Source organism: Providencia sp. wls1914, assembly GCF_009706645.1.
In the GTDB taxonomy this organism is placed as follows: Bacteria; Pseudomonadota; Gammaproteobacteria; order Enterobacterales; family Enterobacteriaceae; genus Providencia; species Providencia zhijiangensis.
Genome location: NZ_WLUN01000016.1, coordinates 376,036 through 398,631, shown reverse-complemented (window position 1 = coordinate 398,631; position 22,596 = coordinate 376,036). Strand labels below are relative to the sequence as shown.

At 40.8% G+C, this 22,596-nt stretch carries 21 protein-coding genes and 2 pseudogenes; 11 read left to right on the top strand and 12 right to left on the bottom strand.

What is annotated here, in order from left to right; genetic code table 11:
• Positions 1-48: 48 nt before the first annotated feature.
• Positions 49-831 (bottom strand): GNAT family N-acetyltransferase, encoded by a 783-nt coding sequence (locus GKR74_RS12510; RefSeq protein WP_154603827.1) that lies wholly within the window; start codon positions 829-831, stop codon positions 49-51.
• A 118-nt stretch (positions 832-949) separates the two neighbouring features.
• Between GKR74_RS12510 and yqfB the strand changes: the two genes are divergently transcribed.
• Positions 950-1,279 carry a N(4)-acetylcytidine aminohydrolase gene (gene yqfB, locus GKR74_RS12505; RefSeq protein ID WP_181477151.1) on the top strand — a complete coding sequence of 110 codons (330 nt, stop codon included), beginning with the start codon at positions 950-952 and terminating at the stop codon, positions 1,277-1,279.
• Here yqfB and GKR74_RS12500 read toward each other — a convergent pair.
• Positions 1,245-2,147: pseudogene (locus GKR74_RS12500) on the bottom strand (LysR family transcriptional regulator). The gene yqfB and the pseudogene GKR74_RS12500 sit on opposite strands and share 35 nt — an antisense overlap.
• Before the next feature lie 107 nt (positions 2,148-2,254).
• Between GKR74_RS12500 and GKR74_RS12495 the strand changes: the two are divergent.
• A complete protein-coding gene (locus tag GKR74_RS12495; protein WP_154603825.1) occupies positions 2,255-3,178 on the top strand; it encodes a DMT family transporter in 924 nt (307 codons plus the stop codon).
• A gap of 45 nt (positions 3,179-3,223) precedes the next feature.
• On the opposite strand, the gene GKR74_RS12490 is transcribed toward GKR74_RS12495, so the two are convergent.
• From GKR74_RS12490 to GKR74_RS12480, 3 genes are all read right to left on the bottom strand, one after another.
• Positions 3,224-4,213: a D-cysteine desulfhydrase gene (locus GKR74_RS12490; protein ID WP_154603824.1), complete on the bottom strand. Its 990-nt coding sequence runs from the start codon at positions 4,211-4,213 to the stop codon at positions 3,224-3,226.
• Positions 4,214-4,228: 15 nt separating this feature from the next.
• A complete protein-coding gene (locus tag GKR74_RS12485; RefSeq protein WP_154603823.1) occupies positions 4,229-5,656 on the bottom strand; it encodes a Na+/H+ antiporter NhaC family protein in 1,428 nt (475 codons plus the stop codon).
• Between the two features lie 200 nt (positions 5,657-5,856).
• Positions 5,857-6,399: a GNAT family N-acetyltransferase gene (locus GKR74_RS12480; protein ID WP_154603822.1), complete on the bottom strand. Its 543-nt coding sequence runs from the start codon at positions 6,397-6,399 to the stop codon at positions 5,857-5,859.
• Positions 6,400-6,592: 193 nt separating this feature from the next.
• Here GKR74_RS12480 and GKR74_RS12475 point away from each other — a divergent pair, with 193 nt between their 5' ends.
• Positions 6,593-7,435 (top strand): AraC family transcriptional regulator, encoded by an 843-nt coding sequence (locus tag GKR74_RS12475; protein ID WP_154603821.1) that lies wholly within the window; start codon positions 6,593-6,595, stop codon positions 7,433-7,435.
• On the opposite strand, the gene GKR74_RS12470 is transcribed toward GKR74_RS12475, so the two are convergent.
• Complete coding sequence (locus GKR74_RS12470; RefSeq protein WP_195848769.1) at positions 7,432-8,331, bottom strand: LysR substrate-binding domain-containing protein; 900 nt, start codon at positions 8,329-8,331, stop codon at positions 7,432-7,434. The genes GKR74_RS12475 and GKR74_RS12470 overlap by 4 nt on opposite strands.
• Positions 8,332-8,438: 107 nt before the next feature.
• On the opposite strand from GKR74_RS12470, the gene GKR74_RS12465 reads away from it, so the two are divergent.
• The 3 genes from GKR74_RS12465 (at position 8,439) to GKR74_RS12455 (ending at position 12,673) form a co-directional block, all read left to right on the top strand.
• Positions 8,439-9,623 (top strand): MFS transporter, encoded by a 1,185-nt coding sequence (locus GKR74_RS12465; protein WP_154603819.1) that lies wholly within the window; start codon positions 8,439-8,441, stop codon positions 9,621-9,623.
• 76 nt (positions 9,624-9,699) lie between these two features.
• The gene (ada, locus tag GKR74_RS12460; protein WP_154603818.1) at positions 9,700-10,764 is read left to right on the top strand and encodes a bifunctional DNA-binding transcriptional regulator/O6-methylguanine-DNA methyltransferase Ada; all 1,065 of its coding nucleotides are present in this window, start codon (positions 9,700-9,702) and stop codon (positions 10,762-10,764) included.
• Between the two features lie 502 nt (positions 10,765-11,266).
• Positions 11,267-12,673, top strand: coding sequence for an aminotransferase-like domain-containing protein (locus GKR74_RS12455; protein WP_230089154.1), 1,407 nt, complete (start codon positions 11,267-11,269; stop codon positions 12,671-12,673).
• Positions 12,674-12,770: 97 nt separating this feature from the next.
• Here the strand turns inward: GKR74_RS12455 and ydeE are convergent, their stop codons facing one another.
• Together ydeE and GKR74_RS12445 are read right to left on the bottom strand one after the other, a co-directional pair.
• Entirely contained in the window at positions 12,771-13,964 is a 1,194-nt protein-coding gene (gene ydeE / locus GKR74_RS12450; protein ID WP_154603816.1) for an efflux MFS transporter YdeE, read from the bottom strand.
• Between the two features lie 227 nt (positions 13,965-14,191).
• A pseudogene (locus GKR74_RS12445) lies at positions 14,192-15,028 on the bottom strand (helix-turn-helix transcriptional regulator).
• A gap of 102 nt (positions 15,029-15,130) precedes the next feature.
• Between GKR74_RS12445 and GKR74_RS12440 the strand changes: the two are divergent.
• On the top strand, positions 15,131-16,549 hold the full coding sequence (locus tag GKR74_RS12440) for an MFS transporter (protein WP_154603814.1): 1,419 nt from the start codon (positions 15,131-15,133) through the stop codon (positions 16,547-16,549).
• 42 nt (positions 16,550-16,591) lie between these two features.
• Here GKR74_RS12440 and GKR74_RS12435 read toward each other — a convergent pair whose 3' ends face one another.
• Positions 16,592-17,749 (bottom strand): iron-containing alcohol dehydrogenase, encoded by a 1,158-nt coding sequence (locus GKR74_RS12435; protein WP_154603813.1) that lies wholly within the window; start codon positions 17,747-17,749, stop codon positions 16,592-16,594.
• A 282-nt stretch (positions 17,750-18,031) separates the two neighbouring features.
• On the opposite strand from GKR74_RS12435, the gene GKR74_RS12425 reads away from it, so the two are divergent.
• From GKR74_RS12425 to GKR74_RS12415, 3 genes are all read left to right on the top strand, one after another.
• Complete coding sequence (locus GKR74_RS12425) at positions 18,032-18,694, top strand: CerR family C-terminal domain-containing protein (protein ID WP_154603811.1); 663 nt, start codon at positions 18,032-18,034, stop codon at positions 18,692-18,694.
• 90 nt (positions 18,695-18,784) lie between these two features.
• Positions 18,785-19,669 carry a 4Fe-4S binding protein gene (locus GKR74_RS12420; RefSeq protein WP_154603810.1) on the top strand — a complete coding sequence of 295 codons (885 nt, stop codon included), beginning with the start codon at positions 18,785-18,787 and terminating at the stop codon, positions 19,667-19,669.
• Positions 19,670-20,188, top strand: a complete 519-nt coding sequence (locus GKR74_RS12415) for a ClbS/DfsB family four-helix bundle protein (protein WP_154603809.1) — start codon at positions 19,670-19,672, stop codon at positions 20,186-20,188.
• A gap of 119 nt (positions 20,189-20,307) precedes the next feature.
• On the opposite strand, the gene GKR74_RS12410 is transcribed toward GKR74_RS12415, so the two are convergent.
• Positions 20,308-21,201, bottom strand: coding sequence for an alpha/beta fold hydrolase (locus tag GKR74_RS12410; RefSeq protein WP_154603808.1), 894 nt, complete (start codon positions 21,199-21,201; stop codon positions 20,308-20,310).
• Positions 21,202-21,337: 136 nt separating this feature from the next.
• Positions 21,338-21,613 carry an MFS transporter gene (locus GKR74_RS12405; protein ID WP_154603807.1) on the bottom strand — a complete coding sequence of 92 codons (276 nt, stop codon included), beginning with the start codon at positions 21,611-21,613 and terminating at the stop codon, positions 21,338-21,340.
• On the opposite strand from GKR74_RS12405, the gene GKR74_RS12400 reads away from it, so the two are divergent.
• A complete protein-coding gene (locus GKR74_RS12400) occupies positions 21,575-21,913 on the top strand; it encodes a LysR substrate-binding domain-containing protein (protein WP_336431351.1) in 339 nt (112 codons plus the stop codon). The two genes, GKR74_RS12405 and GKR74_RS12400, sit on opposite strands and share 39 nt — an antisense overlap.
• Here GKR74_RS12400 and GKR74_RS12395 read toward each other — a convergent pair.
• Positions 21,910-22,539, bottom strand: coding sequence for a helix-turn-helix transcriptional regulator (locus GKR74_RS12395; RefSeq protein WP_154603805.1), 630 nt, complete (start codon positions 22,537-22,539; stop codon positions 21,910-21,912). The two genes, GKR74_RS12400 and GKR74_RS12395, sit on opposite strands and share 4 nt — an antisense overlap.
• Between the last annotated feature and the right edge of the window lie 57 nt (positions 22,540-22,596).

Sequence of the window (22,596 nt, the reverse complement as noted above, 5' to 3'; positions counted from 1 at the left end):
TTGGGTAGATACCCAGCTAAAGAATTCTTAGTTGGGTATTTAGGGATTCTATTCTGAAATGTAGCTGTGATATTTAAAAATCGGTTTAAAGCCTAGTTTTTGATAAACCGACAAACCATCGCTAGACGCTTCCAAATAACACTGCTTGATTTTATGTTGAAGACAAACCTCTAAGGCATGTTTAATCAATGCCGTGGCAAATCCTAGTCTCTGGAATTCAATATCTGTACCAATATCATCTAAGCGCGCAACGTCATTGTGTAGCGTGAGTGTTAGTGATGATACAGGGGTCTGCTGATTAAATAAGACAAAATGCATGATATTAGTTTGCTTGTCTAACGCACGCTGGTGATAGCGAATATATTCATCAATGATGGATTCATCATTATCACAATCAAGTTCATTGACTACAGGAAACGCAGTAATAAGCGGTTTCGACCAGTCAGAGAGATTATGATTGCTAAGCTTTATGTGATAGCCATCTGGTAACTGATTTCCCGTTTTGAGTTCATTTCCCGTAAGGTCAAAGACCATCGCTGTTGATTCACCATCATCAATAAGATCATGTTGTTGTATACAATTTGAAAACTTGGGTAATTCATCGGTGTGAACAACTAAAATATAGGGTTTTGATTGTTGTTGAAACAATGTATTTGCCGCTTCAAAGCCAGCAATAGTTGCTCCTGAATGCAAGTAAATATAATTAAATGCGGGAGTTTTTAGCTCAGTAAAATAGGCAAACGTATTTGGCTCTACATGATGAGTCCTTAGGCAAATAGCAGACCAAAAAATATCTTCTAATGAGTAAAAACATGCTTCGTTGTGAGTCATTTCATGGTGTCCTAATAAATTAACTGAACGTTTCTAGTCTATTGAGGAAATTGAGATTGCTGCCACCATGGTACATGGGATAGCATTTATTTAATTAAGAGAAGATTAAGGAATATCTGTGAATAATATCCCCGAAACCATCACGTTCTTTGAGCGTTTATTACCGCTAGTTGTTTCCGGTGAAAAAGTGATCACCATTCGTGATGAAAGCGAGAGTCACTACGTACCAGGCTCGGTTGTCAAAGTACATGCTTTAGAAACAGGCAAGTACTATACCGACATTGAAATACTTTCTGTTGAACCACTAAACTACGATGATATTTCCGAATATCACGCAACTCAAGAAGCGATGACATTAGAGACGTTGAAAGCCTTAATTCGTGAAATTTACCCCACTGAAAACTGCCTGTATGTTATTCATTATCGATTAACAACCGCAAGCGCTTAAATCACGATAATTGTTTTTTCACTAGTTTGATAAATGCTTTTGTGGCTGGAGACGCATCACTGTAATTATTAACAGCGAAGGCAATATCTCGAGTTACGCGGGGAATTAATGGTTTTACGACGATATTGTTAATATTTTCGGGGATTGCGAGTTGAGCCACAATCGATACGGCTTCATTTCGTGCAACCAATGAAAAAGTGCTAAGAAGCTGGCGAGTTCTAAATTGAATTTTAGGTGTCAGCTTTTGTGCAGAAAATAGTCCCATCACAATTTTACCTGAGCCGGCTTGAGTTAAGTTGAAAGGGTACTCACACAATTGTTTTAGTGTAACCCCGTTGTACTGAGTCAATGGATGGTTTAGCGGCAAAATAGCCACATATTGGTCGTGCTTTATGGGATAAGTATCAAATCGTTCGTCTGGCAAGACCACAACACCAATATCTATGCGCTTTTCTTGTAACCATTGAGCCACGCTCTCATCGTCGCCCTCATCAACAATAATTTCAATGCTCGGGTATTGCTGACGAAAGACCTTTAATAATGGGGGCAGAATACCTGTTGAAGAGCCGGGGCCGAAAGATCCTATCCGTAAAACACCTTTCTTTAATCCATTGGATGCTAGCGCTTCTTGCCGCATTGCTTCTTGAAGGCTCAGTATATGTTGGGCGCGATTTAACAGCGTATTACCAATTTCGGTCATAGTGACTTGATTTTGTTCCCGCGTAAATAGACTGACATTGAAATCTTTTTCGAGAGATTTAATGGCATGTGAAACCGCAGATTGGGAAATACTCAACGACATTGCCGCTAAGGTAAAACTTTTTAGCTCAGCAACACGGGTAAATATTTCCAGTTGGCTTAGTGTCATGAGTAAATACTCATTTGATTATGATCTTGGATAACAAATACCTTATCCGTATCGAATGATTGAGTCAATAAAGCGCACAATATCTGATCTGGATGGGGAATATCGCGATGGAATTAAAAATAACAAAAAGGCAAATTCAACAAAAGTCAGTCAATATTGTTGTTCTGAAAATGATTTGTGTCTCGATTTTATGGGGGGGAACGTTCATTGCTGGTAGGGTGTTACAAACCGATATATCACCATTATTTTCAGCGACGGTTCGCTTTATTTTTGCGAGTGTTTCATTGGTTATTTTGCTGAGCTGCACTCGTATTGGTTGGGTTAGAGTGAATTCGCGTCAGTTTTTTCAAATTCTAATATTGGGATGTAGTGGCGTATTTGTCTATCAGGTATTTTTCTTCTATGGATTACAACTTATTCCGGCATCACGAGCAGCATTATTAGTTGCAATAAACCCCGCAATGATTGCGTTAATTTCCTACCTATTATGGCGCGAAAAAATCACGAAAATTAAAGGAGTGGGGATTAGTTGCTGTGTATTAGGCGCCATCATATTACTCTCAGGGAAGAATTCAGATGCGAGTGACTTTTTAATAAACCAAGGGGATCTTGCCATATTGGGCTGCGTGGTGAGTTGGGGTATTTATACTGTGTCGGGTAAAAATGTGATCCGTGAAATTGGCGCTATACATACGGTTGCTTATGCTGTGCTATTAGGAACCGCATTATTGGTTATCGCGTCAAGTATCACGGGGCAATTAACACTTAGCGCGATTACATATTTAACAAATATCGATGTTATGAGCCTGTTATACCTTGGTGTATTAGGCTCTGCATTAGCTTATATTTGGTATTACCAAGGTGTTGACCTGTTAGGTGCAGCTGGGGCTGGTTCATTTATTGCACTTAATCCGTTGACGGCGGTAATAATAGGAACGTTGTTTTTAAATGAAGAAATTACATTCTCTGCGCTATTAGGTGGAGTGGTGATTATCTTCGGGTTATGGCTAACCAATAAACCTCGAGTATAAAATAGGCGCTCTATGGAAATAATTGACTCCATAGAGCGATATTCATTATTTAATGGTTTTGTTGATTTCTGAATAAGCGAACAGGGCTTGAGCTCCGCCAGTATGGACAAATAATACCGGTGTTTTTTCAGTGGAGTTGTCTAAATAATCAATTAAACCTGCCATCGCTTTTCCCGTATAAACTGGGTCAAGAAGGATCCCTTCTTTTTGAGCTAATAGCGCTATTGCATCTAAACCACCGCGGTTTGGCATGCCATACATTGGTGCGAAAAAATCATCCCAAAGTGTAATGTCAGGCGTTTTTTTAATTTGCAGTAATTCTGCTAATTCATTTTGCAGTTTTTCAACTTTTGGTGCCTGATCTTGCTGTTTACGAGAAACGGTGACCCCAATGAGTTGTGAAGTAGGGAGTAATTCTTGTAAGCCAATTGCTAAACCTGCGTGAGTCCCAGCACTACCGGAAGCTACAATCACTTTATCGAACTCAATATTGGCCGGTTTTTGTTGGGCAATTTCAATCGCACATTGAACATAACCTAATGCGCCCAGACCGTTGGAACCGCCGACAGGGACGATATAAGCATCTTGCAAGTCTAACGATTTAATTAACTCAGCCATTTGTGCTTGTGGATCGGTTAATTCGTCACACATGACGCATTGAGTACCAAATAAATCGGTGAGGAGTTTATTGCCATTATGCAGGAAATTGCTGTCTTCACTTTGAATAGGATTTTCTAATAGAGCGACACATTTTAGTCCGTACATTGCCGCTACCGCAGCAGTTTGACGAACATGGTTTGATTGAATCGCGCCCGCTGTCACGATAATCTTTGCATTTTGGGCTAAGGCATCCGCCATTAAAAATTCAAGTTTACGTAGCTTATTTCCGCCCATTGCTAACGGCGTCATATCATCGCGTTTAATGTAGATTTCTCGACCATATAAACGCGATAAATTATCGAGTCGATTCAATGGGGTCGATGCTTTAAGCAAGTCAACTTTTGCGAATTGAGTTAATTTTTGTTGAAGAGACATCTAAATTCCCCTGTATTAATTGGTAAAGCCTAAATAGAGATAAATGGCAAGTACGAAGCTTGCTGTTACTAATGCATAAGGCATTTGAGTACGGATATGTTCAATATGATCACAATCAGTGGCCATAGAGGCAACAATGGCATCTGCAGAAATAGGTGAGGTCATGTCACCGAAAATAGATCCTGAAATGGCTGCGCCAATCATATATTCAATTGGCATACCGACGGATAACCCTAATTGGACACCAATCGGGATCATAATGGCAAAGGTTCCCCATGAAGTCCCCGTAGCCAGCGACATAATGGCGCTAATGATAAAGATAAAGCCGATGGAGAATCCAGGCGCCATAATGCCTTGGGTAACCTCAGCAATATAGGCACCAGTATTCAGTTCAGAAGATACATTTCCCATTAGGAAAGCTAAAATCATAATTGAGCTGATTTTTAACATGCTGGCATAGCCAATAAATAGCTCTTTAAAGAAGCTATCAATATTTAATAGCCTTCTTCCGATGAACCAACAAAAAGAAACTGCGGTACCGAACATAACGCCCCAATAAACGGACGTTGAGCCGCTCCCTTTGCTGAAATCACCATCACCTGTGATATATAAGGCCACAGGAACCATTAATACAGTCGAAAGAATTGGGATGAAAAAGTTCAAGGCTGAATGGGCATTTGGATGCTCAATAATTTCTTCTTCTTCATTTTTACGTGAAGATTCAGCTAATTTTCCTGCCATGAAATTTTCTTGATACTTCATTTCGGCTTTTTTCATTGGTCCCCACGAAATATTGGTGAACACATAGAATAAAATGGTGGCCAATGATAGCCATGCCATTAAGTTGTAGCCGATAGATTTAATTAAAATATCGAAGGGTTCACCCGAAATAAGACCTTGGGAAATTTGCACACCAATGAGACCCATAATCACCGCACCCCAACCATTTATAATGGCGGATGAACAAACGGAAACACAGGCTGTTTGAATAAGATAGGACATCTTTTCTGGGGCAACGCCATATTGTCTGGCTAAATTCTTAGTGGATGCTCCCGCAACTAGTTGGTTAATGGAACTTTCAATAAAAATTAAGGCCGTGATGACAATGGCGAGTAATTGCGTCGCGGTTCTGTTCTTAATTAATTTTGTTTTATTTGTCAGTAACTGAACTAATGCACGAACGCCACCTGTGACGACCACTAGGCGCATGATCCCACCAATCATGACCATAAAGACGATGGTGCGAGTATTGCCAGCAGAAGAAAATGTATCGATGATGCCATCCACCGTTCCGCGAATACCGAGTAATACATTGTGATCATTAATGACGGTAAAACCGACTAAAATACCGAGCATTAATGAAAGCATCACCTGTCGAGTGAGAATAGCCAAAAGGATAGTGACAATCGGCGTAATAATTGTCCAAATACCATAGTCGTGCATGTGTTTACCTTGGATATTTTTATTGTATGACGTGTAGTTTGTAAGTATCAGGAAATCATAGCATTGATGGGAGTGGGCTGTCGGATATTTTCATTGTATTGCAGTAGATTGTTACAAAATCCATGCTGAAAGTCAGATAAACTGCAAGATTATGGTATTGAAGGGTACGCTATCTTTTGGAGATAGCGTAATAAGGGAAATTAAATTTGAGATTGCCACTGCTGATAAGTGATACGACTAATTTCTTCTGTCTTTGTCTCGCCAATAAGCTCAATAAATTGTGGGCCTAATGTCGCATAATATTGAAAGCCACATTTTTCTTGAGCAATTTTAGATTGTTGATTGCCTTGGAAATAACCGCACCATAAATTATCCAGTTTGAGATTTTTAAATCCATGTCGCATGATTTCTCGGATAGCTTCAGGAATAAACCCTTTTCCCCAAAATGGTACGCCTATCCAATAACTCACTTCAGCATCGTTATCCCCAATTGGAAAATTACTCTCTTTTCCGATAGATAAACCAATCAAGCCAATGGCTTTATTGTCCTCTTTTAATGCAACGGCAAATACACCATCACGCATGAAAATGGATTGAATAATTTTCGCACTTTCTTCGACGCTTTGGTGAGGTGGCCAGCCTGCAATAGGGCCGATGCGTTCGTCTTTTGCATAATGATAAAGGTCTGCCGCATCAGCAATATTCCAAGGGCGTAAAATCAGCCTTTGTGTATATAAAATCATGTTATTTTCTCTTAATTGCCTTGATAGTCATGCTACTTATTTTAGGTATTTATTTGCTTCAGGTAAGGGTAAAATCTAGGGAGTTTAGGTACTTTTGAAAACTAATATTTTGAAAATAGATATTATTGAAAATAACTGTGTAGAACCGGTCAATAAAACGAGTGATGTGGGTGAAGCGAAGGTGGATTAAGTCATGAAAGAGCTGCAGCAGCATCAATTTGTATGGGAAGGGGTAGTCAGCATTGGTTCGACGACACTGGAAGGATTGCAAAATACAGTATTGTCTCCAGACTATGTGACGCTATGTATTTGTAGGCAAGGGGTTGGGATTTTCAATATTAATTTTAAGCGCTATGCCTTACGCAAAAATGAACTCTTTGTTTTGTATGATGACACTTTTGTTATGTTACAGAAGCGTTCTCGGAATTTTATTGTAGATTACATCCATATTGATAAGACGTTTGCCACAGATATTGCATTTGTTTTACCTAATTCATTGTTTGCCTATTTTAATTTTCAACCACGTTTATCGATGTCACTGGTACAATCCATACTATTTTCACATTGGTATCAGCTATTTTTATATTACCAACAAGAACGTGCGGAGTATGGGAAATTGCAATTACGCCAACATTTACAAAATCTATTTTTAGAAATTGCTAATCAAGTCAATCATGCACAATCCCATTTTTCAGATGAACGTAGCCGTAAATCACAATTATGTTGGCAATTTTGGGCATTAATAACCCAACATTGTAAACAGCAAAGAGAGGTTAAGTTCTATGCGAATCAACTTGCGATTACACCGTTTTATTTATCGCAAATTGTGAAAGACTTCTTCAACGATCCGCCCAAGGCACTGATTGATAGACAAGTGGTTTTAGAAATTAAAGCCCTGCTAGAGAGAGGAACGTTCACCATTCAAGGTATTGCTGATGAATTAAATTTTGAAGACACCTCGTATTTATGCCGCTATTTTAAGCGGCATACTGGTGCGACATTAAGTGAGTTTAGAAAAAGAGTGAATAAGCATTAACTCGGGTCGATTTTTGTCGAATGTTTTTTAATAAAATCAATAAAGCAGCGTAGTCTTGGCGAAATAGCTTGATTGCGATAATAGACAGCATTAATCGGCTGTTTCATTGTTATCGTTTTTTGTTCGAGCACCTTCACGAGTCCGCCATTGGCAAAAGCATCTAAGCTTACAAAATCGGAAGAAGAGAGAATGCCAGTTCCTTGCAGTGCTAAATGATGGAGTACTTCACCACTGGCGCAGGCGATATGAGGGGTAATTTTGAGTAAGCTGCCATCGGCGTTTTCGAGTGGCCAATAATTTAATGACTCTGGCGTTGTGAAACCGAGCAAACAATGCTTATGGAGATCTTCTATCGTTTCCGGTATTCCATATTTTTCTAAGTAAGCGGGGCTAGCAACTAGCCTTTTCTGGGTATAACCCAATAGGGTTGCACTGAGTGAAGAATCCTTTAACGTGCCAATTCTAAACGCGACATCCGTTTTTTTCTCTAACAGGTTTGTCACACCTTCATAGTTATTTATTTCTAACTCAACTTGGGGATATCGCTCATAAAATAGAGGGATCAGCGGAGCGATGACATGGGTTAAAAATGGGGTTGAAGCATCAATGCGTAGCTTGCCTGATGGAATCGATTGGCGAGCAGATAGCAAATCTTCGGCTTCTTGCGCTAGTCGGACTATTTCTCGCGCTTTTTGCAAAAATGCGGCACCTTCATCACTGAGTTTGATGGCGCGAGTGGTTCGGTAAAGTAGCGTGGTTTTGACTTTCTCTTCTAAACGCAATAATGCGCGGCTAACGGTGGATATCGTCATACATTGCTGATCGGCTGCTGCTGTAATAGAGCCGTAATCGACTACGCTGATAAATGTTTGGAGCTCTTCTAATGTGATTTTCATTATTGCATTTCCCGCAAAAGTTATTCTCACCATAATGGGTTTTTCAACCGCTTTCAATATGGAAGAATTGCCGCCGGTCAATTGAGATTGGTTTATAAGGCATAAAAATGAGAATAAACACAGCATTGCTCGCGTTATCCGTTGGAGCATTCGCCATTGGTATTACCGAATTTTCTCCGATGGGAATGCTTCCCTATATCGCTGAAAATCTTCATGAAAGCATTCCTTCTGTCGGTGCGATTGTGGTGATTTATGCGCTGGGAGTAATGATTGGAGCACCGATCATGACGCTATTATTAGTGAGCAAGCGCCCAAAGGTTGCGTTGGTTTTTTTAATGGCGATTTTCACGGTGGGGAATTTATTATCGGGTTTAGCTCCCAACTTGGTGACACTGTCACTTTCAAGGTTGATTACTAGCCTAAATCATGGAGCATTTTTTGGTTTAGGTGCCATTGTGGCGGCTAGTGTGGTACCTGCTGGTAAACAAGCGAGTGCGATTGCGGCAATGTTTATGGGGCTGACCATTGCGGGTATTGGTGGCGTTCCATTAGTCACTAAAATAACGCAATTAATCGGCTGGCGTGAGGCATTCTATTTAATTTCGGGTATTGGATTGCTCACGATCGCCAGTTTAATTTTTGCTATTCCTGCGCGTTTACAAGGTAGCCAAGTTAACGTTAAAAATGAATTGCGTATTTTAAGACGCCCATTAGTGATGTTAGGTATGCTATCGACGGTACTCGGAGCAAGTGCAATGTTTACCTTGTATACGTTTATAACACCAATGTTGATGAATTTCATTCAGGCATCGGACCAGACAATTGCAATGATGTTAATGGTCATTGGTGTTGGTTTTAGTATCGGTAATTATCTTGGTGGTTATTTTGCGGATAAGAACTTATATCCAACGTTATTAACTTTGTTTGTATTATCGGCAATAAGCATGGTGATATTCCCAATAATTGCGACAAATATCGCTGGGGCTACCGTGGGTTTATTATTCTGGAGTATTGTTAGTTTTGCACTTGTTCCACCCATTCAAATTTTAGTGATGAATGCGGCTGTTGGCGCACAAGCGCTAGCATCTTCCGTGAATATTGGCGCATTTAATTTGGGAAATGCCATTGGGGCGGCTGTTGGTGCGGCGATTTTATCCCATGGTTACAGCTACACGACGATGAGTTTTATGGGAGCATTATTGGCGATAGTCGGGTTTATAGTGATTTTGCTGATCGTACGTCGGAAAAATAGCGAAACACAAACGCAGGACGTAATGTGTAGTGCGAATTAAAAAGCAAGGTTTGGAGTGTTCGACATATAATAACCAGAGATACTGATCACGGTGAAATCAGTAAAGGGTTAAATATATGTCGACGAAAAATCAATGGGTCACAGATGAGCAGCGCTGGAATGCGCTGAAACTACGAGATAAAACCGCAGATGGTTATTTTGTGTATGGTGTGAAAACATCGAAACTTTATAACCATCCATCCGCTGCGGGACGATTACCGAAGAGAGATAATGTGCTGTTTTTTGATAATGAACAGCAAGCGATAGCGCAGGGATTTCATTCGGGAAAACGTCGTCGTCATGAAATGTCACAGCAAGCTCAGTTTTATCAAGAAAAAATTGAACTTGCTTGTCGGTATATTGAGCAAAATACCCAGAAATATACATTGGCTGAGTTAGCTGATTATGTCGGAATAAGCCCGTTTCATTTTCATCGATTATTTAAATTACAAACTGGGTTAACGCCTAAAGCCTATCGCGATGCTTATCTTCATCAAAAAGTACAAACGCAATTGCAGGAAAATGAGCGGATCACTGATGCCATTTATGATGCGGGTTTTCATTCGAACAGTCGTTTTTATGAAATAGCTAATTCGCGATTGGGGATGACGCCGACAGCATGGAAATCAGGTGGTGAAGGGAGCCAAATCTATTTTGCTCTGGCTGTTTGCTCGCTAGGAAATGTACTGGTTGCACAAAGTCCGATAGGCATTTGTGCGATTTTATTCGGCGATGACCCTGAGCAATTGCTAAATAACTTACAAGATAAATTTCCCCATGCTCAGTTGATTGGTGGAAATAAAGCATTCGACCAAGTGGTTTCTAAAGTTATTGGGTTTATTGAAGCTCCAGAAATAGGTTTTGATCTTCCTTTGGATATTCGAGGAACTGCATTTCAGCAACGAGTGTGGCAAATATTAAGAAACATTCCTGTTGGGGAAACGGTGAGCTATCGTGAAATTGCAGAAAAGATGGGTGCACCTAAATCGTTTAGAGCAGTGGCGAATGCATGTGGTGCGAACATGCTAGCGGTGGCGATCCCATGCCATCGAGTGGTGAGAACGGATGGTGGGTTATCGGGATATCGCTGGGGGATCGATCGCAAGCGCGCATTATTGCTAAAAGAATTGGTGAAAAAATAATAAAGCCTGTGTTGAAAAAGAATAAAGCTGCGCCAAGATTGCTATTGTCGCAGCAATTTTTAATATAAAAAGCATATATATTCTCTAATTAGATAGTTTGTTTTGAAATTAAATTATATTTTGCTATTTATTATAGTATGCAGTTTCTGTTTTATACCCTTCAAAAATTAATTTAATTAAAATCGTTTTGGTTTTTTTAAATAAACCCTTAGATTTTTTGGTTTTTATATTTTTCATGTTTTTTCCTTATAAATAATGACGTTACCCACCGAAAGATGAAAGTGATTGGTTGGGCTAATATAAATTTTGGGTATGGTTTGCCCTTTATGTTTTTTTCATATTCCATAAATGAAATCCTATTGCTGTATTTTGTTTATTTAGCTTCGCATGAGAAATTGACTTAAAAAAGTGACAGATTGGTTTTTTTGTAAAATACAGATCATCTCGGAGAAATCTGTATTACATTACAGATACGGGATTCGATTTTAAGGAAATGAGTGCGATGCTCTATAAACAAATAGCTCAAATGCTGCAGAGCAAAATCCATCGAGGGGAGTTTCTTGGTGGGGAGAAAATGCCGTCGGTACGTGATATTAGTCGCTGCCATGATGTGAGCATCACCACGGTTCAACTGGCTTATCGTGAACTGGAACGGTGTCAGCTCATTTATGCAGTACCGAAATCGGGTTATTTTGTGATCCCTGAAAAGGCCACAGCACCATTGCCTAAAGTGGCTAACTATATTCAAAAGCCTGTTCATATTGATAAATGGAACCCGACGATGGACTTCCTGCGTGTTGAAGAGCGTGCAGGAGTCACATCATTATCGTGTGCGGTACCTAATATTGCAGATAAAACCTTAGAACCGCTATGGCAAGAAATGAATATGGTGGCGCGACGTCGTAATCCGCTAACACTTGAGTATGATAGCTTACAAGGGTTAGCAGCACTCAGGGAGCAAATCTATCATGTGTCCGATTATCGTCAGTCATTTACCCCCGATGATATCGTGACAACTACCAGTGCCCATCAATCACTTTCTATTGCAATTCAAGCATGTACACAAGCTAATGATGTGGTTGCTGTTGAATCACCGACGTTTCCCGGATTATTGCAAACGCTTTATGGGCTGGGCCGTAAAATCATCGAAATTCCAGTTGATCCCCAAACAGGGATTAACTTGGATAGGTTAGAAGAAGCTTTCCAATGTTGGCAGGTCAAAGCGGTGGTGGTCACGCCGACGTGCAATAACCCGATGGGCAGTATTATGCCGGAAAAGAATAAGCAAAGGTTGCTCGAGATGACTAATCGATATCAAGGTACCGTTATCGAGAATGATTGCCTAGCACCTCTTGCTTATGCCTATCCGCGACCGTCAACGATCCAATCTCTGGATACCGAAGGTCATGTGATTCTGTGCAGTTCATTTTCTAAAACCGTTGCACCGGGCACACGGACGGGGTGGATCATCCCCGGTAAATACAAAGAGAAAGTTATGCACTTAAAATACTTATCGCATTGTTCTGGCGAAGTTTTTATGCAGCAAGTGATGAGTAATTTCTTAAAAGAAGGGCACTATTTTTTGCATTTACGCCGAATGCGTCAGCAATATCGTGAATTACAGTGCCAATATCGAGAATTAGTTGAAACACATTTTCCTGCTAATACTCGAATTTCTCGCCCTCAAGGTGGATTTTCATTATGGGTCGAGCATCCTGCCACAGATACGTCGAAATTGATGGAGATTTTGCATCGCAATAAAGTGACGGTATTGACGGGGGCCCACTTTGCTACAGGCGATTGTTACCCAAACCATCTGCGTATTAACTATGCTTTAGAACTGATCCCAAGACGGCGCAACGCGATAAAAATTCTCGGGGAAACTTTAAAAATGAGCATGCTGAAATAGGGCGGAAATAGAAAAAAGAAACCCGCTAATAATAGCTATTAGCGGGTAATTAAACATAAGGAATATTATTTATACAGCAAACTACGTTTACCGCAGTTTATATTGCCAATGCGAGAGTTTGTTTATTTTTAATTCGCATGCCGTTGAGCATACTTAACCATGCCAGCACTGTCACCACCATTAAGATAATAAAGATAAAATACGGAGGAAGTTCAGTCAGAACGAAACCCGTCATCATAGGGTTAAATGCCCCGCCAAGTAATCCTAGCGCCTGAGCAGAAAAATAGCTGGATTTCATGCCTTCAGGGGCAATGCTATCAATTAGCATATACTCCCCCGGTGCGTAAATGAGTTCGCCCAAAGTGAAGATAAATGAGCCTAGCGCCCATAAATAGAGGTTATCTCCAGATCCCATAAAGACAGCTAATCCCCCTAAAAAGAATATGCTACCAATGGTCATTAAGCGTCTTAAGTTATCCGGCGTAATACGTTTGCCTACCGTATATTGCAAAGTGACAACGACGACGGCGTTGACGGGTAAAATCACACCAATTACCGCTTGTGCAAAATCACTGTTGGCTACAGTGATCACATATTGGGAGATCCACGTGGTAAAAGAGCCAAATACGAGTGAACCAAGAAAAGTGGAGAGAATAAACCAAGCCAATGCACGGTCGTGGAGCATTGCTTTGGGGTTCCACACTCGAGGTTGACCATCAACATGGTTTGCAGGTTTGGTGCTTTGAACAAACCGCTGAATAAAAAAGATTGGAGCGGCTGCGGAGACCGCCGCCAGCCAAAATGGCAAATTAATGCTGTACATTAATAACCATGTGCCCATTGGTGGCCCGACCGTCCAACCGATATTAATAAAGGTGTAGTTGAGCGAAAATACTTTAGTCTTTAAGGAAAATGACAAAGTATCTGCAAAATAGCCTTTTAAAACAGTTGAAAAAACAGAATAAGAGCAGTTAATTAGTGAGAAAAATATAATCACCAATAGTGCATTGTTCATGAGCGGAATGGCGATAAATCCACAAATAAACGCTATCACCGCAATAAGCATGCAGCGTTTTTTGTCGACTTTATCCGCCAGCATGCCAAATCCCATACTGAACAACACGCCGACCGTTAAGGCGATAGTCATAGCAACACCGACGATATCGATCGCCATATGGTATTGGCGTGTCAGATAGATCGCCATAAATGGTAATGTGGCGCCGCGCCCGATGGTTAATAGCAGCGAAGACGCGAGCAGGGCAGTATTCGAGATATTGGATTTAGAAAACATGGCTCACGACCTAGGAGTACATTGTTGTTATAAAAATGATTGTTATAAAAACGATTGTTATAAAAATGTTTTATGTGATTTTGTTATATAAAATACATAAAATTACGGCACCAAGAAACGGGTTATTAGGGCGGGAAATCAAAACAATATTTTGATCATGCTATTGTGCCATTGCCAACCAATTATCTGGCTAAAGATAGCGACGGCACAGATAGTAGAGTTATCTGCTATCAGCTTAACTGCATAAAAAATCAATTAATTATTGACTCATCATCCGATTTAATCGGCATATAAACCAAGAGTCGGTTGCCTTTCTCAATATCAAAAGTTAGCGAGGTATAATCATATTGCTGAGCGCGACCTTGATAAATAATATCTCGGACTCCAGTACACGGTTGGTAAATCTCATGGCGATGCCATAAATCATAGAATGTCGATGATTCCGTACTTAACGTTTCAATGAGTTTTTTAATATTAGGATCGTGTTTGGTGCGTGCATAATCTCGGCGGAAACTGGCTAATAGTTGCTGTGCGACCTGTGACCAGTTTGCAAATCGCTCTTGATAACGCGGATCCATAAACAATAAATACAAAAAATTACGGTAGTAAGGTTCGGCTTGTGAGAAATGGAAATGTTCGTCTGCTTGTGAGTTATAGGCCAATACATCCCAGTGCAGATTGAGCACATAGCATAAATAGTGACTCGGAAAATCTGCAATTAATCGTGAAATTGCAGGAGGAACCGTATGCTCAGTATTCGCTGAAACGCTAGGTTCACGGTTTTGAGTAAGCAGATATAAATGTTGGCGTTCTGCGCTATTCAAACGTAATGCCTGAGAAAGACTGTCTAAAAATTGATTAGAAACGCCAATTTCACGTCCTTGTTCTAGCCACGTATACCAAGTTAGCCCAACTCCCGCTAATGCAGCGACTTCTTCTCGACGTAATCCTGGAGTACGGCGGCGCGTCGAGCAGGGTAAACCTACCTGTTCTGGCGATACGCTTTCACGTTTGTTTTTTAAAAAATTGGCGAGTTCAGGACGAGTTCGTTGTCTATTTTTCATAGCCTAATACTTTTAGTAATAGTATAAGTGGTTAAATTGTAACAGGATAATAGGTTGATTATAGTCCTCATTTATTCATCTGTCTTGGTTAATGAGTGTACTATGAATCAACAACAAAGAGCGGCATTAGGTGTTTTATTATTGGCCGGGTTTGTCACCATATTTGACCTGTTTGTGGTGAATGTCGCCATCGTGAGTATCGAGAAATCGTTAAATGCTAATTTGACAGAATTAACGCTAATTATTGTCGGCTATGAGCTGGCTTTTGGTTTATTGCTGATTACGGGGGGACGACTGGGGGATATTTTTGGTAAGCGAACGCTATATCGGGTTGGAATGTTTTGGTTTGTATTTTCATCATTATTATGTGCGATTGCGCCGACTGCTTTATTACTCGTTGCAGCACGTCTCATTCAAGGATTATCTGCCGCGCTACTTTTCCCGCAGGTGTATTCCAGCATTCGGATTAACTTTACAGAATACCAAGCTAAAAAAGCGTTTGGTTATTTAGGCATGACATTAGGTTTAGCTGCAATTGCTGGGCAGGCATTAGGTGGCTGGTTAATTACGCTTGATCTTTTTGGGTTAGGATGGCGAACCATTTTTCTGGTTAACTTACCGATTGGTATTATTGCATTAGGGTTTTCCCGCTATTTACTCGAAGGGGACAAACTGCAAGTTAATCTTGATTGGCTAGGTGTGTTGTTATCCAGTGTTGGCATTGGTTGTGGATTGTTGCCGTTTTTAATGCTGCCAGTATGGGGCTGGAATATGATGAGTAGCGGGTTATTCGCAGTGGGTTGTTTGGTTTTAGGCGGTTTTGCTTATTACGAGATTGAGCGAGAAAAACGCCAATTAACACCTTTATTCAGTATGCGAATTTTGCTCAATTTACCTTTTGTTATTGGGCTAATGGTGGTCATGAGCGTGTACGCAACATCATCGGCATTTCCTCTGTTACTCTCTATTCTGCTACAAAATGGGTTTGGATTAACGCCGTTTGTTGCAGGGTTGGTGTTTGTTCCTTCCAGCATTGGATTCGTTGTATCGTCTTTTTTGACACCCAAATGGGTTTATCGTTGGGGAGATAAGACCCTGTTATGGGGAGCTATTCTGTATGGGGCAAGCTATCTTTTGTTAATCGTCGCGTTAAGTGGTGGCCAATTTGGTGCCGGAATTTGGGCGTTATCACCCATTTTATGTGCGATTGGTTTTACTCAAGGCATGATTATGACGCCAATGCTTAATTTAGTCCTTTCCAAAGTGTCTCACAGAGAAACGGGAATGGCTTCAGGTTTGACGGCGACACTCCAGCAAATAGGTGCAGCGGTTGGTGCTACGGTCGCTTCGGTGATCTTGCAGTATGGATTGATTCATTTCGAAGATGGAAATTCTCTGGAAACTTTACGTCAAGCAACATGTTTAAGCTTGAGTTTCAATGTATTAATGGCGATATGCGCGGCGTTGTTGCTGAAGTGGTTGGTTGCGAAAGTGAACTTCAAACCCTGTTCGAATCATTAAAAAGAGCGCAAGGGAATGCGCTCTTTTGATAATACACGGGCGTTATAATGAAGCGAGATAAATTCGGCGGCTCACTTCAGGGGTAATATCACGATGTTCTCCGAGTGTCACCATGCTATGTGCCACAAGGCTTTCGACTAAAGGCTCTACGATTTCTTGGTTGAGCTGATAATCTTTAAAGCGTGTTTTCACTTGCATTGATTCGAAAAAGTCTCTTGTTAATTCAATGGCTTTGAGTGCTTTTTCTTTTTCGCTGCCTTCACGGATATCCCAGACACGTTCCGCATACTGCGCCATTTTCGCTTGTTTCTGAGGCAGTTTTTCTTCCATTAAGGAAGGCAGGATGATAGCTAAGGTTTGGGCATGATCTAAACCGTAGAGAACGGTGATTTCATGACCTAACATGTGGGTTGCCCAGTCTTGCGGTACGCCAACACCAATTAAACCATTTAACGCTAATGTTGCTGTCCACATTAAATTGGCGCGAACATCGTAATTGGTTGGATTTGCTAAGGCTTTCGGACCAATATCGATCAAAGTTCTCAATAGACCTTCAGCAAATGCGTCTTGAACATTGGCATTCACAGGGTAGGTGAGGTATTGCTCGATAACGTGTACAAACGCATCCACAACCCCATTACTGATTTGGCGAGGTGGTAATGAGTAGGTTTTAACGGGGTCTAAAATAGAAAATTGTGGGAAAACTTTGTCACTCATAAAGGCTAATTTAGCGTGTAATTCCTCACGGGTGATCACAGAGCCTTTGTTCATTTCAGAGCCAGTAGCAGGGAGGGTTAATACCGTACCAAAAGGTAATGCGTGTTCAATAGTGGCGCCACCGCTGGTCACTACTTCCCATTTATCGCCAGCGTAATTGACTGCTGCAGCGATAAATTTAGTGCCATCAATGACGGATCCACCGCCAACGGCCAGTAAAAAATCATAACCTTCGCGTTCAATCTGCGCGACAGCTTTGATTAAGGTTTCATAGCGAGGGTTGGCTTCAATCCCACCAAAATAGCCAATTTGGCGATTTTTCAATGCGCTAGCAACTTCATTGAGGGTGCCATTCTTGCGAGCACTTTCACCGCCAAATAGCACAAGGACTTTTGCATTCGCGGGAACCAATCGGTCCAATTCACTTATTTTACCTTCACCAAAAACAATGCGCGTTGGGTTGTAAAACTCAAAATTATTCATATACAAACCTTTGGTTGGGAATGGTAGGGGATGTCTTTTGGCATCGGTTAGGGTTCAAAACGTTGAGATCACACTAGTATACACTCGAAACTATTCAAAGGATGATCAAAAAGTTTGATTGGGACTTGGTTTATTTATCGCTGTATTTTCAATTTACTATCTTAGGCGGTACCGTGATTGTGGGGAAAGACAAAAGGATAGAATTAAATAATAATTCGACGCATTTAATGCGTGCCGACGTATAATATGACTCATTTAGTGTAATTAGGGTTTCAGCTGCATATGACAGAAATAAATAAGAACACACTCTCTTCGGAGTTGACGAAAGAAAAATTAATCAATGAAGGCATCAAACAGTTTGCTCTTTATGGTATTAATGGCGTAAGAACTCGTCAACTGGCTGAAAGTGCGGGAGTAAATCAATCTGCCATCCCTTATCATATGGGAGGTAAGATGGGTGTCTATGCAGCTGTTATCCATAAAATCGCGGCAGATCTTGCCCAAATGAGCAATGTGAGCGTATTTGATGTGCAGTTTGAGCAGTTAAAATCACGGGCAAACCATGAGGTAGCCGAGGTTGAATCATTACTCCGGTTATTAATAAAAGGGCTGGGATTAGCGTTGTTGTCGCCGGGGCATGAATATTATTCCATATTAATCCTAAGAGAGCAGTTGGAGCCTACCGAAAACGCCGAGATTATTTTTAAAGAGTTTATTGAGCCTTTTCATTCTCGATTAACGTCACTTGTTCAATTTATTACGAATGAAGATCGGGCGACGGCGATTATTTCTGCACATGCTTTAATTGGGCAAGTTTTGGGATTCGTGATTGCGAAAAAATCACTATTAAAACGATTGAATCAAGAAAATATTGATAAAGATTTATTGGATAAAATCCTAGAGCAAGTGAGTGTATTTGCGTGTAATGCCATCATATCTCGTTAATTTTTAATTTATGTCATGTTAATTTTAAACCGTTGCATTAAGATGATAGAAAGCGATTAAGCTTAATCATCAAAGGTAAACGAATAGATTATGCGGCGGTTCATTCAATTAGATCTTCCTCCAGAACCTGTTATTAATGAAAAGTGTGTCCATAAGCGCTTGAAAAATAGTGTTTGTGACAACTGTGCGAGCAGTTGTCCAGTGGGTGCGATTTCTTTTGGTTTTATGGATGCGAAAATTGATAATGAACTGTGTTATCAATGCGGTAACTGCCTGTTTACCTGTCCAGTCGATGCCATTGAGAATATTCAGCCTCATGAACGAACCTACCAAAATGGTTTTTTGGTTATCAGCCATGATGAACCTCTCGCCAGCTCTGAAGAACTGATTGTTTGGCATCGCCAATATGCTATTCGAGGTATGCAAATTCCTGAACCGCTGGTGGACAAATGGTTGCCAGCCTTAGCCGCATTAAATTTAAAATTGGAAGCATTACAAGAGCCTATTTGGAGTTTGACCATCACCAAACCTGCGGAAGTGGACAATGGGCGTCGTAGAATGCTTTTTCGTCAAAAATTAGATAGTCAGCCATTAGACAGTGACAAGGTCAAAACGGGATTGAATGCCAGAAAACAGTTTTATCCTGAAGATAGCTGGTTCCATATTGCATTAGATACGGCGAGCTGTATTTTATGTGGTGCGTGCGCAAAAGTGTGCGATGAGCAGGCGATAGAGCTTGAAGACCATCAATTTAGTTTAGACGATAAGCGTTGTACCGGCTGTATGAGTTGCCAAGTGGTCTGTTTCCCAAAATCAATTCAAGTTCATCCTCATGTTGCAAAAAATAGCGAACCACAGAATTTCCATTATTTCGATGGAACATGCCAAAAATGCCAATTACCTTTTTCGGCATGGACTGCGGAAGAAACTCTGTGTCCAATTTGCGCACAACATAAACAGCAAGGCTGGTTATAAATGAGTGTGCCGCAAACAAAAGCTGAACTGCTTTTAACTATTGATAAAAACTTTAGTAAATTAATTAGTTACCTCAACTCAATCCCGCCAAAAATGACCTCAGATAACTCAATGGATGGACATGCCAAAGGAACGGAAATGAGTGTTCGTGACCTCGTTTCGTATCTGATCGGATGGAATGCACTTGTTGTAAAGTGGATCACTTCTGATGCTAAAGGCCAGCCTGTCGATTTTCCAGAAACTGGCTATAAGTGGAATCAGCTTGGTCTTCTTGCTCAAAAGTTTTACTCAGATTACCGTGAGTTAAGTTATGAATTGTTAGTGGTTGAACTTCAAGCTGTAAAAAATGAAGTTGTGAAGCTTATTGATGAGCGTACCGATGATGTTTTATATGGAAGATCATGGTACACAAAATGGACGATGGGGCGAATGATCTCATTCAACACATCTTCGCCGTATGCCAACGCTAATGGAAGATTAAGAAAGTGGGCAAAAAATAATAATATCAGTTTAAAGTAAGAATCAGAGTGAAATTATATGGACGAAAAATCGCTCTATGCCTAAATTGTTAACCTGACTACTTTTAATGTATAAAATAAGCGCCTTTATTCAGGCGCGTATTTACAAACTTAACGTTATTAATTCACTTCACTCTCTCGCATATTCTCAATAATCATTTCAGCAATTTGAGGGTTTAATGCGGCTGGCGTATCGTGCCCCATACCTTCAATCACTTCTAATTTTGCTGTTTCAATATTATCAAAAATATCCTGACCTGAAGTGACGGGGAATAATGGGTCAATAGAACCGTGGATCACCAGCGTTGGGGCAGTGATGGCACCGAGGAGAGGTCTTAGATCACCCGTTACTGCAACGGCAGCTAACTGACGTTTAGTACCTTCAGGGGAGTAATTACGCTGGAATGCTTGTGTAATATAGTCACGGCAATTTTCTTCATCGAACGGCACGCACGTTGAACCAATACGACGGTAAAATGCGAGTTGCCCAGCAACGTATCCGTCAAAATCTTGTTTAGGATCTACGCTAGGAGACATTAGCATTTTCATGACATCCGGCTCGCTTTGCGGCAATTGAGGATTGCCAGTTGATGACATAATTGGGCAAAGCGAAAGAGTGCGGTTCGGAACTTTTGATGCAACCACTTGCGCTATCATTCCTCCCATCGAACGCCCTACAATATGGGCTTTCTCAATGGATAAGCTATCTAGCAAGGCGATAATATCATCGGCCATTTCAAATAAGGTGTAGGGAACATCGACATGCTCGCCGTTTTGTAAGCGCTCAGCCATTTCTCCGATATTTAGTGGCGGGTAATTATCTAAATGTGGCGATAAACCCGCATCACGGTTATCGGGACGAATAATATAAAAACCTGCATCGGCAATTTGTTGGCAAAATTCTGATGTCCAACTAATGTTATGTCCACCTAACCCTGCAATAAGTACGACTGCAGGGTGTTCTGGCTGACCAAAGGTATCGTAATACAGTGTTAATGGTGCTGTTTTTGTCATTTTATTTCCCTATTTTTGGCGATAGCTATTTATGCAATAACTCAGCAAGAAAGGCTAGCGCTAAAAAAAACAATCGTTACCAATTTAAACGCCATTTACTTTAGTTATTAATAATAAATCGACTTTGTTAGAGAACTTAGAGAGCTTTTTTCTGGTAATAATTGATCCCTAACAGCGCAAGCGCAGCCACAAATGACAATACCGCGACATGTAAATTGCCCATTAATCCATACAGAGAGACGAAAACACCACCAAGCGCAGAGCCTAAGGCGATTCCGCTATTAAAAAAGGCAATATACAAGGAGCTTGTGGCTTCAATATTGTGGGCGCTGTAACGCATCATCCAAGTCATTAAAGCGACAGATACGCCACCATAAGCAATTCCCCAAAGTACCATAGTGGACAATACCATCCATACACTCATTGGAAAGAATATAAATTATTACCCGTCTCTGGGCGCATGACATTGAATGACACACAGGCAATTTTAGATGCCAGTATTGAAGACGAGGGAATTTGCCAATTAGGGGCTTTCTTAGTGGGAAATGCTATTCAGCAAGGGCGACTGATACCGATATTGAGTGAATTTTCTCGTCAAGAATCCTCGATTTGTGCGTTATATCCGACAAAACGTTATTTGCCGCTCAAAGTGAGCTACTTCTTAACGTTGATCGAGGAATGCTGGCAAGGAAAAGCGATTTGGGACATTTAACTGTCTTTCTTGGCATATAAATAGACCGAAGCCCGAGAAACCCCAAGGTGTTGCGCGATGGTATCCATGGATTTTTTAATATCAAGAAGGCCTTCTTTACGTAAAATTTCGATTAAAGCAACGCGGTCATCCGCCTTCAAGGTACGCGGAGTGGCGGCGATAGAAGCGGCGTATTGATCGATGCGAGTACGGATTGCTTCGCTGCCATTAGGTTCCAGATGCTCTTTAATGGGGCTGCATCCCACTTCTGTAAATTGTGACAGCATGCTTTGCATACTGCGAAACTGGGTCATATCTAAATTGAGGCACAATGCGGCAACATATTGCCCAGTTTCATCTTTGATACCGATGGATGTACTTTTGGCTGGGCGTCCATCTGGAAATTGATTGGCATAATTGGAGATGATATTGGGGAAATCGGCAGATTCAATACGGGCGAGACCCAATTCGGTTGTTGGTTGACCTTCTTTGCGCCCAGAGAGGTTGTTATGAATCGAAATAATCGAATGCTCAGGGTTTTTCAGATCATGGACCACCACTTCACAGAAAGGGGCAAATGTTTCACTTAGCCCTTGTGCTATGGCTTCAATTTGTGCCAATAAACTGTTTTCTTGTGGTTTTGCCATAACTCTACCCCTTCATCTATTTTGGATATCTCTTTAAATATTAAACTATTTTTTTCA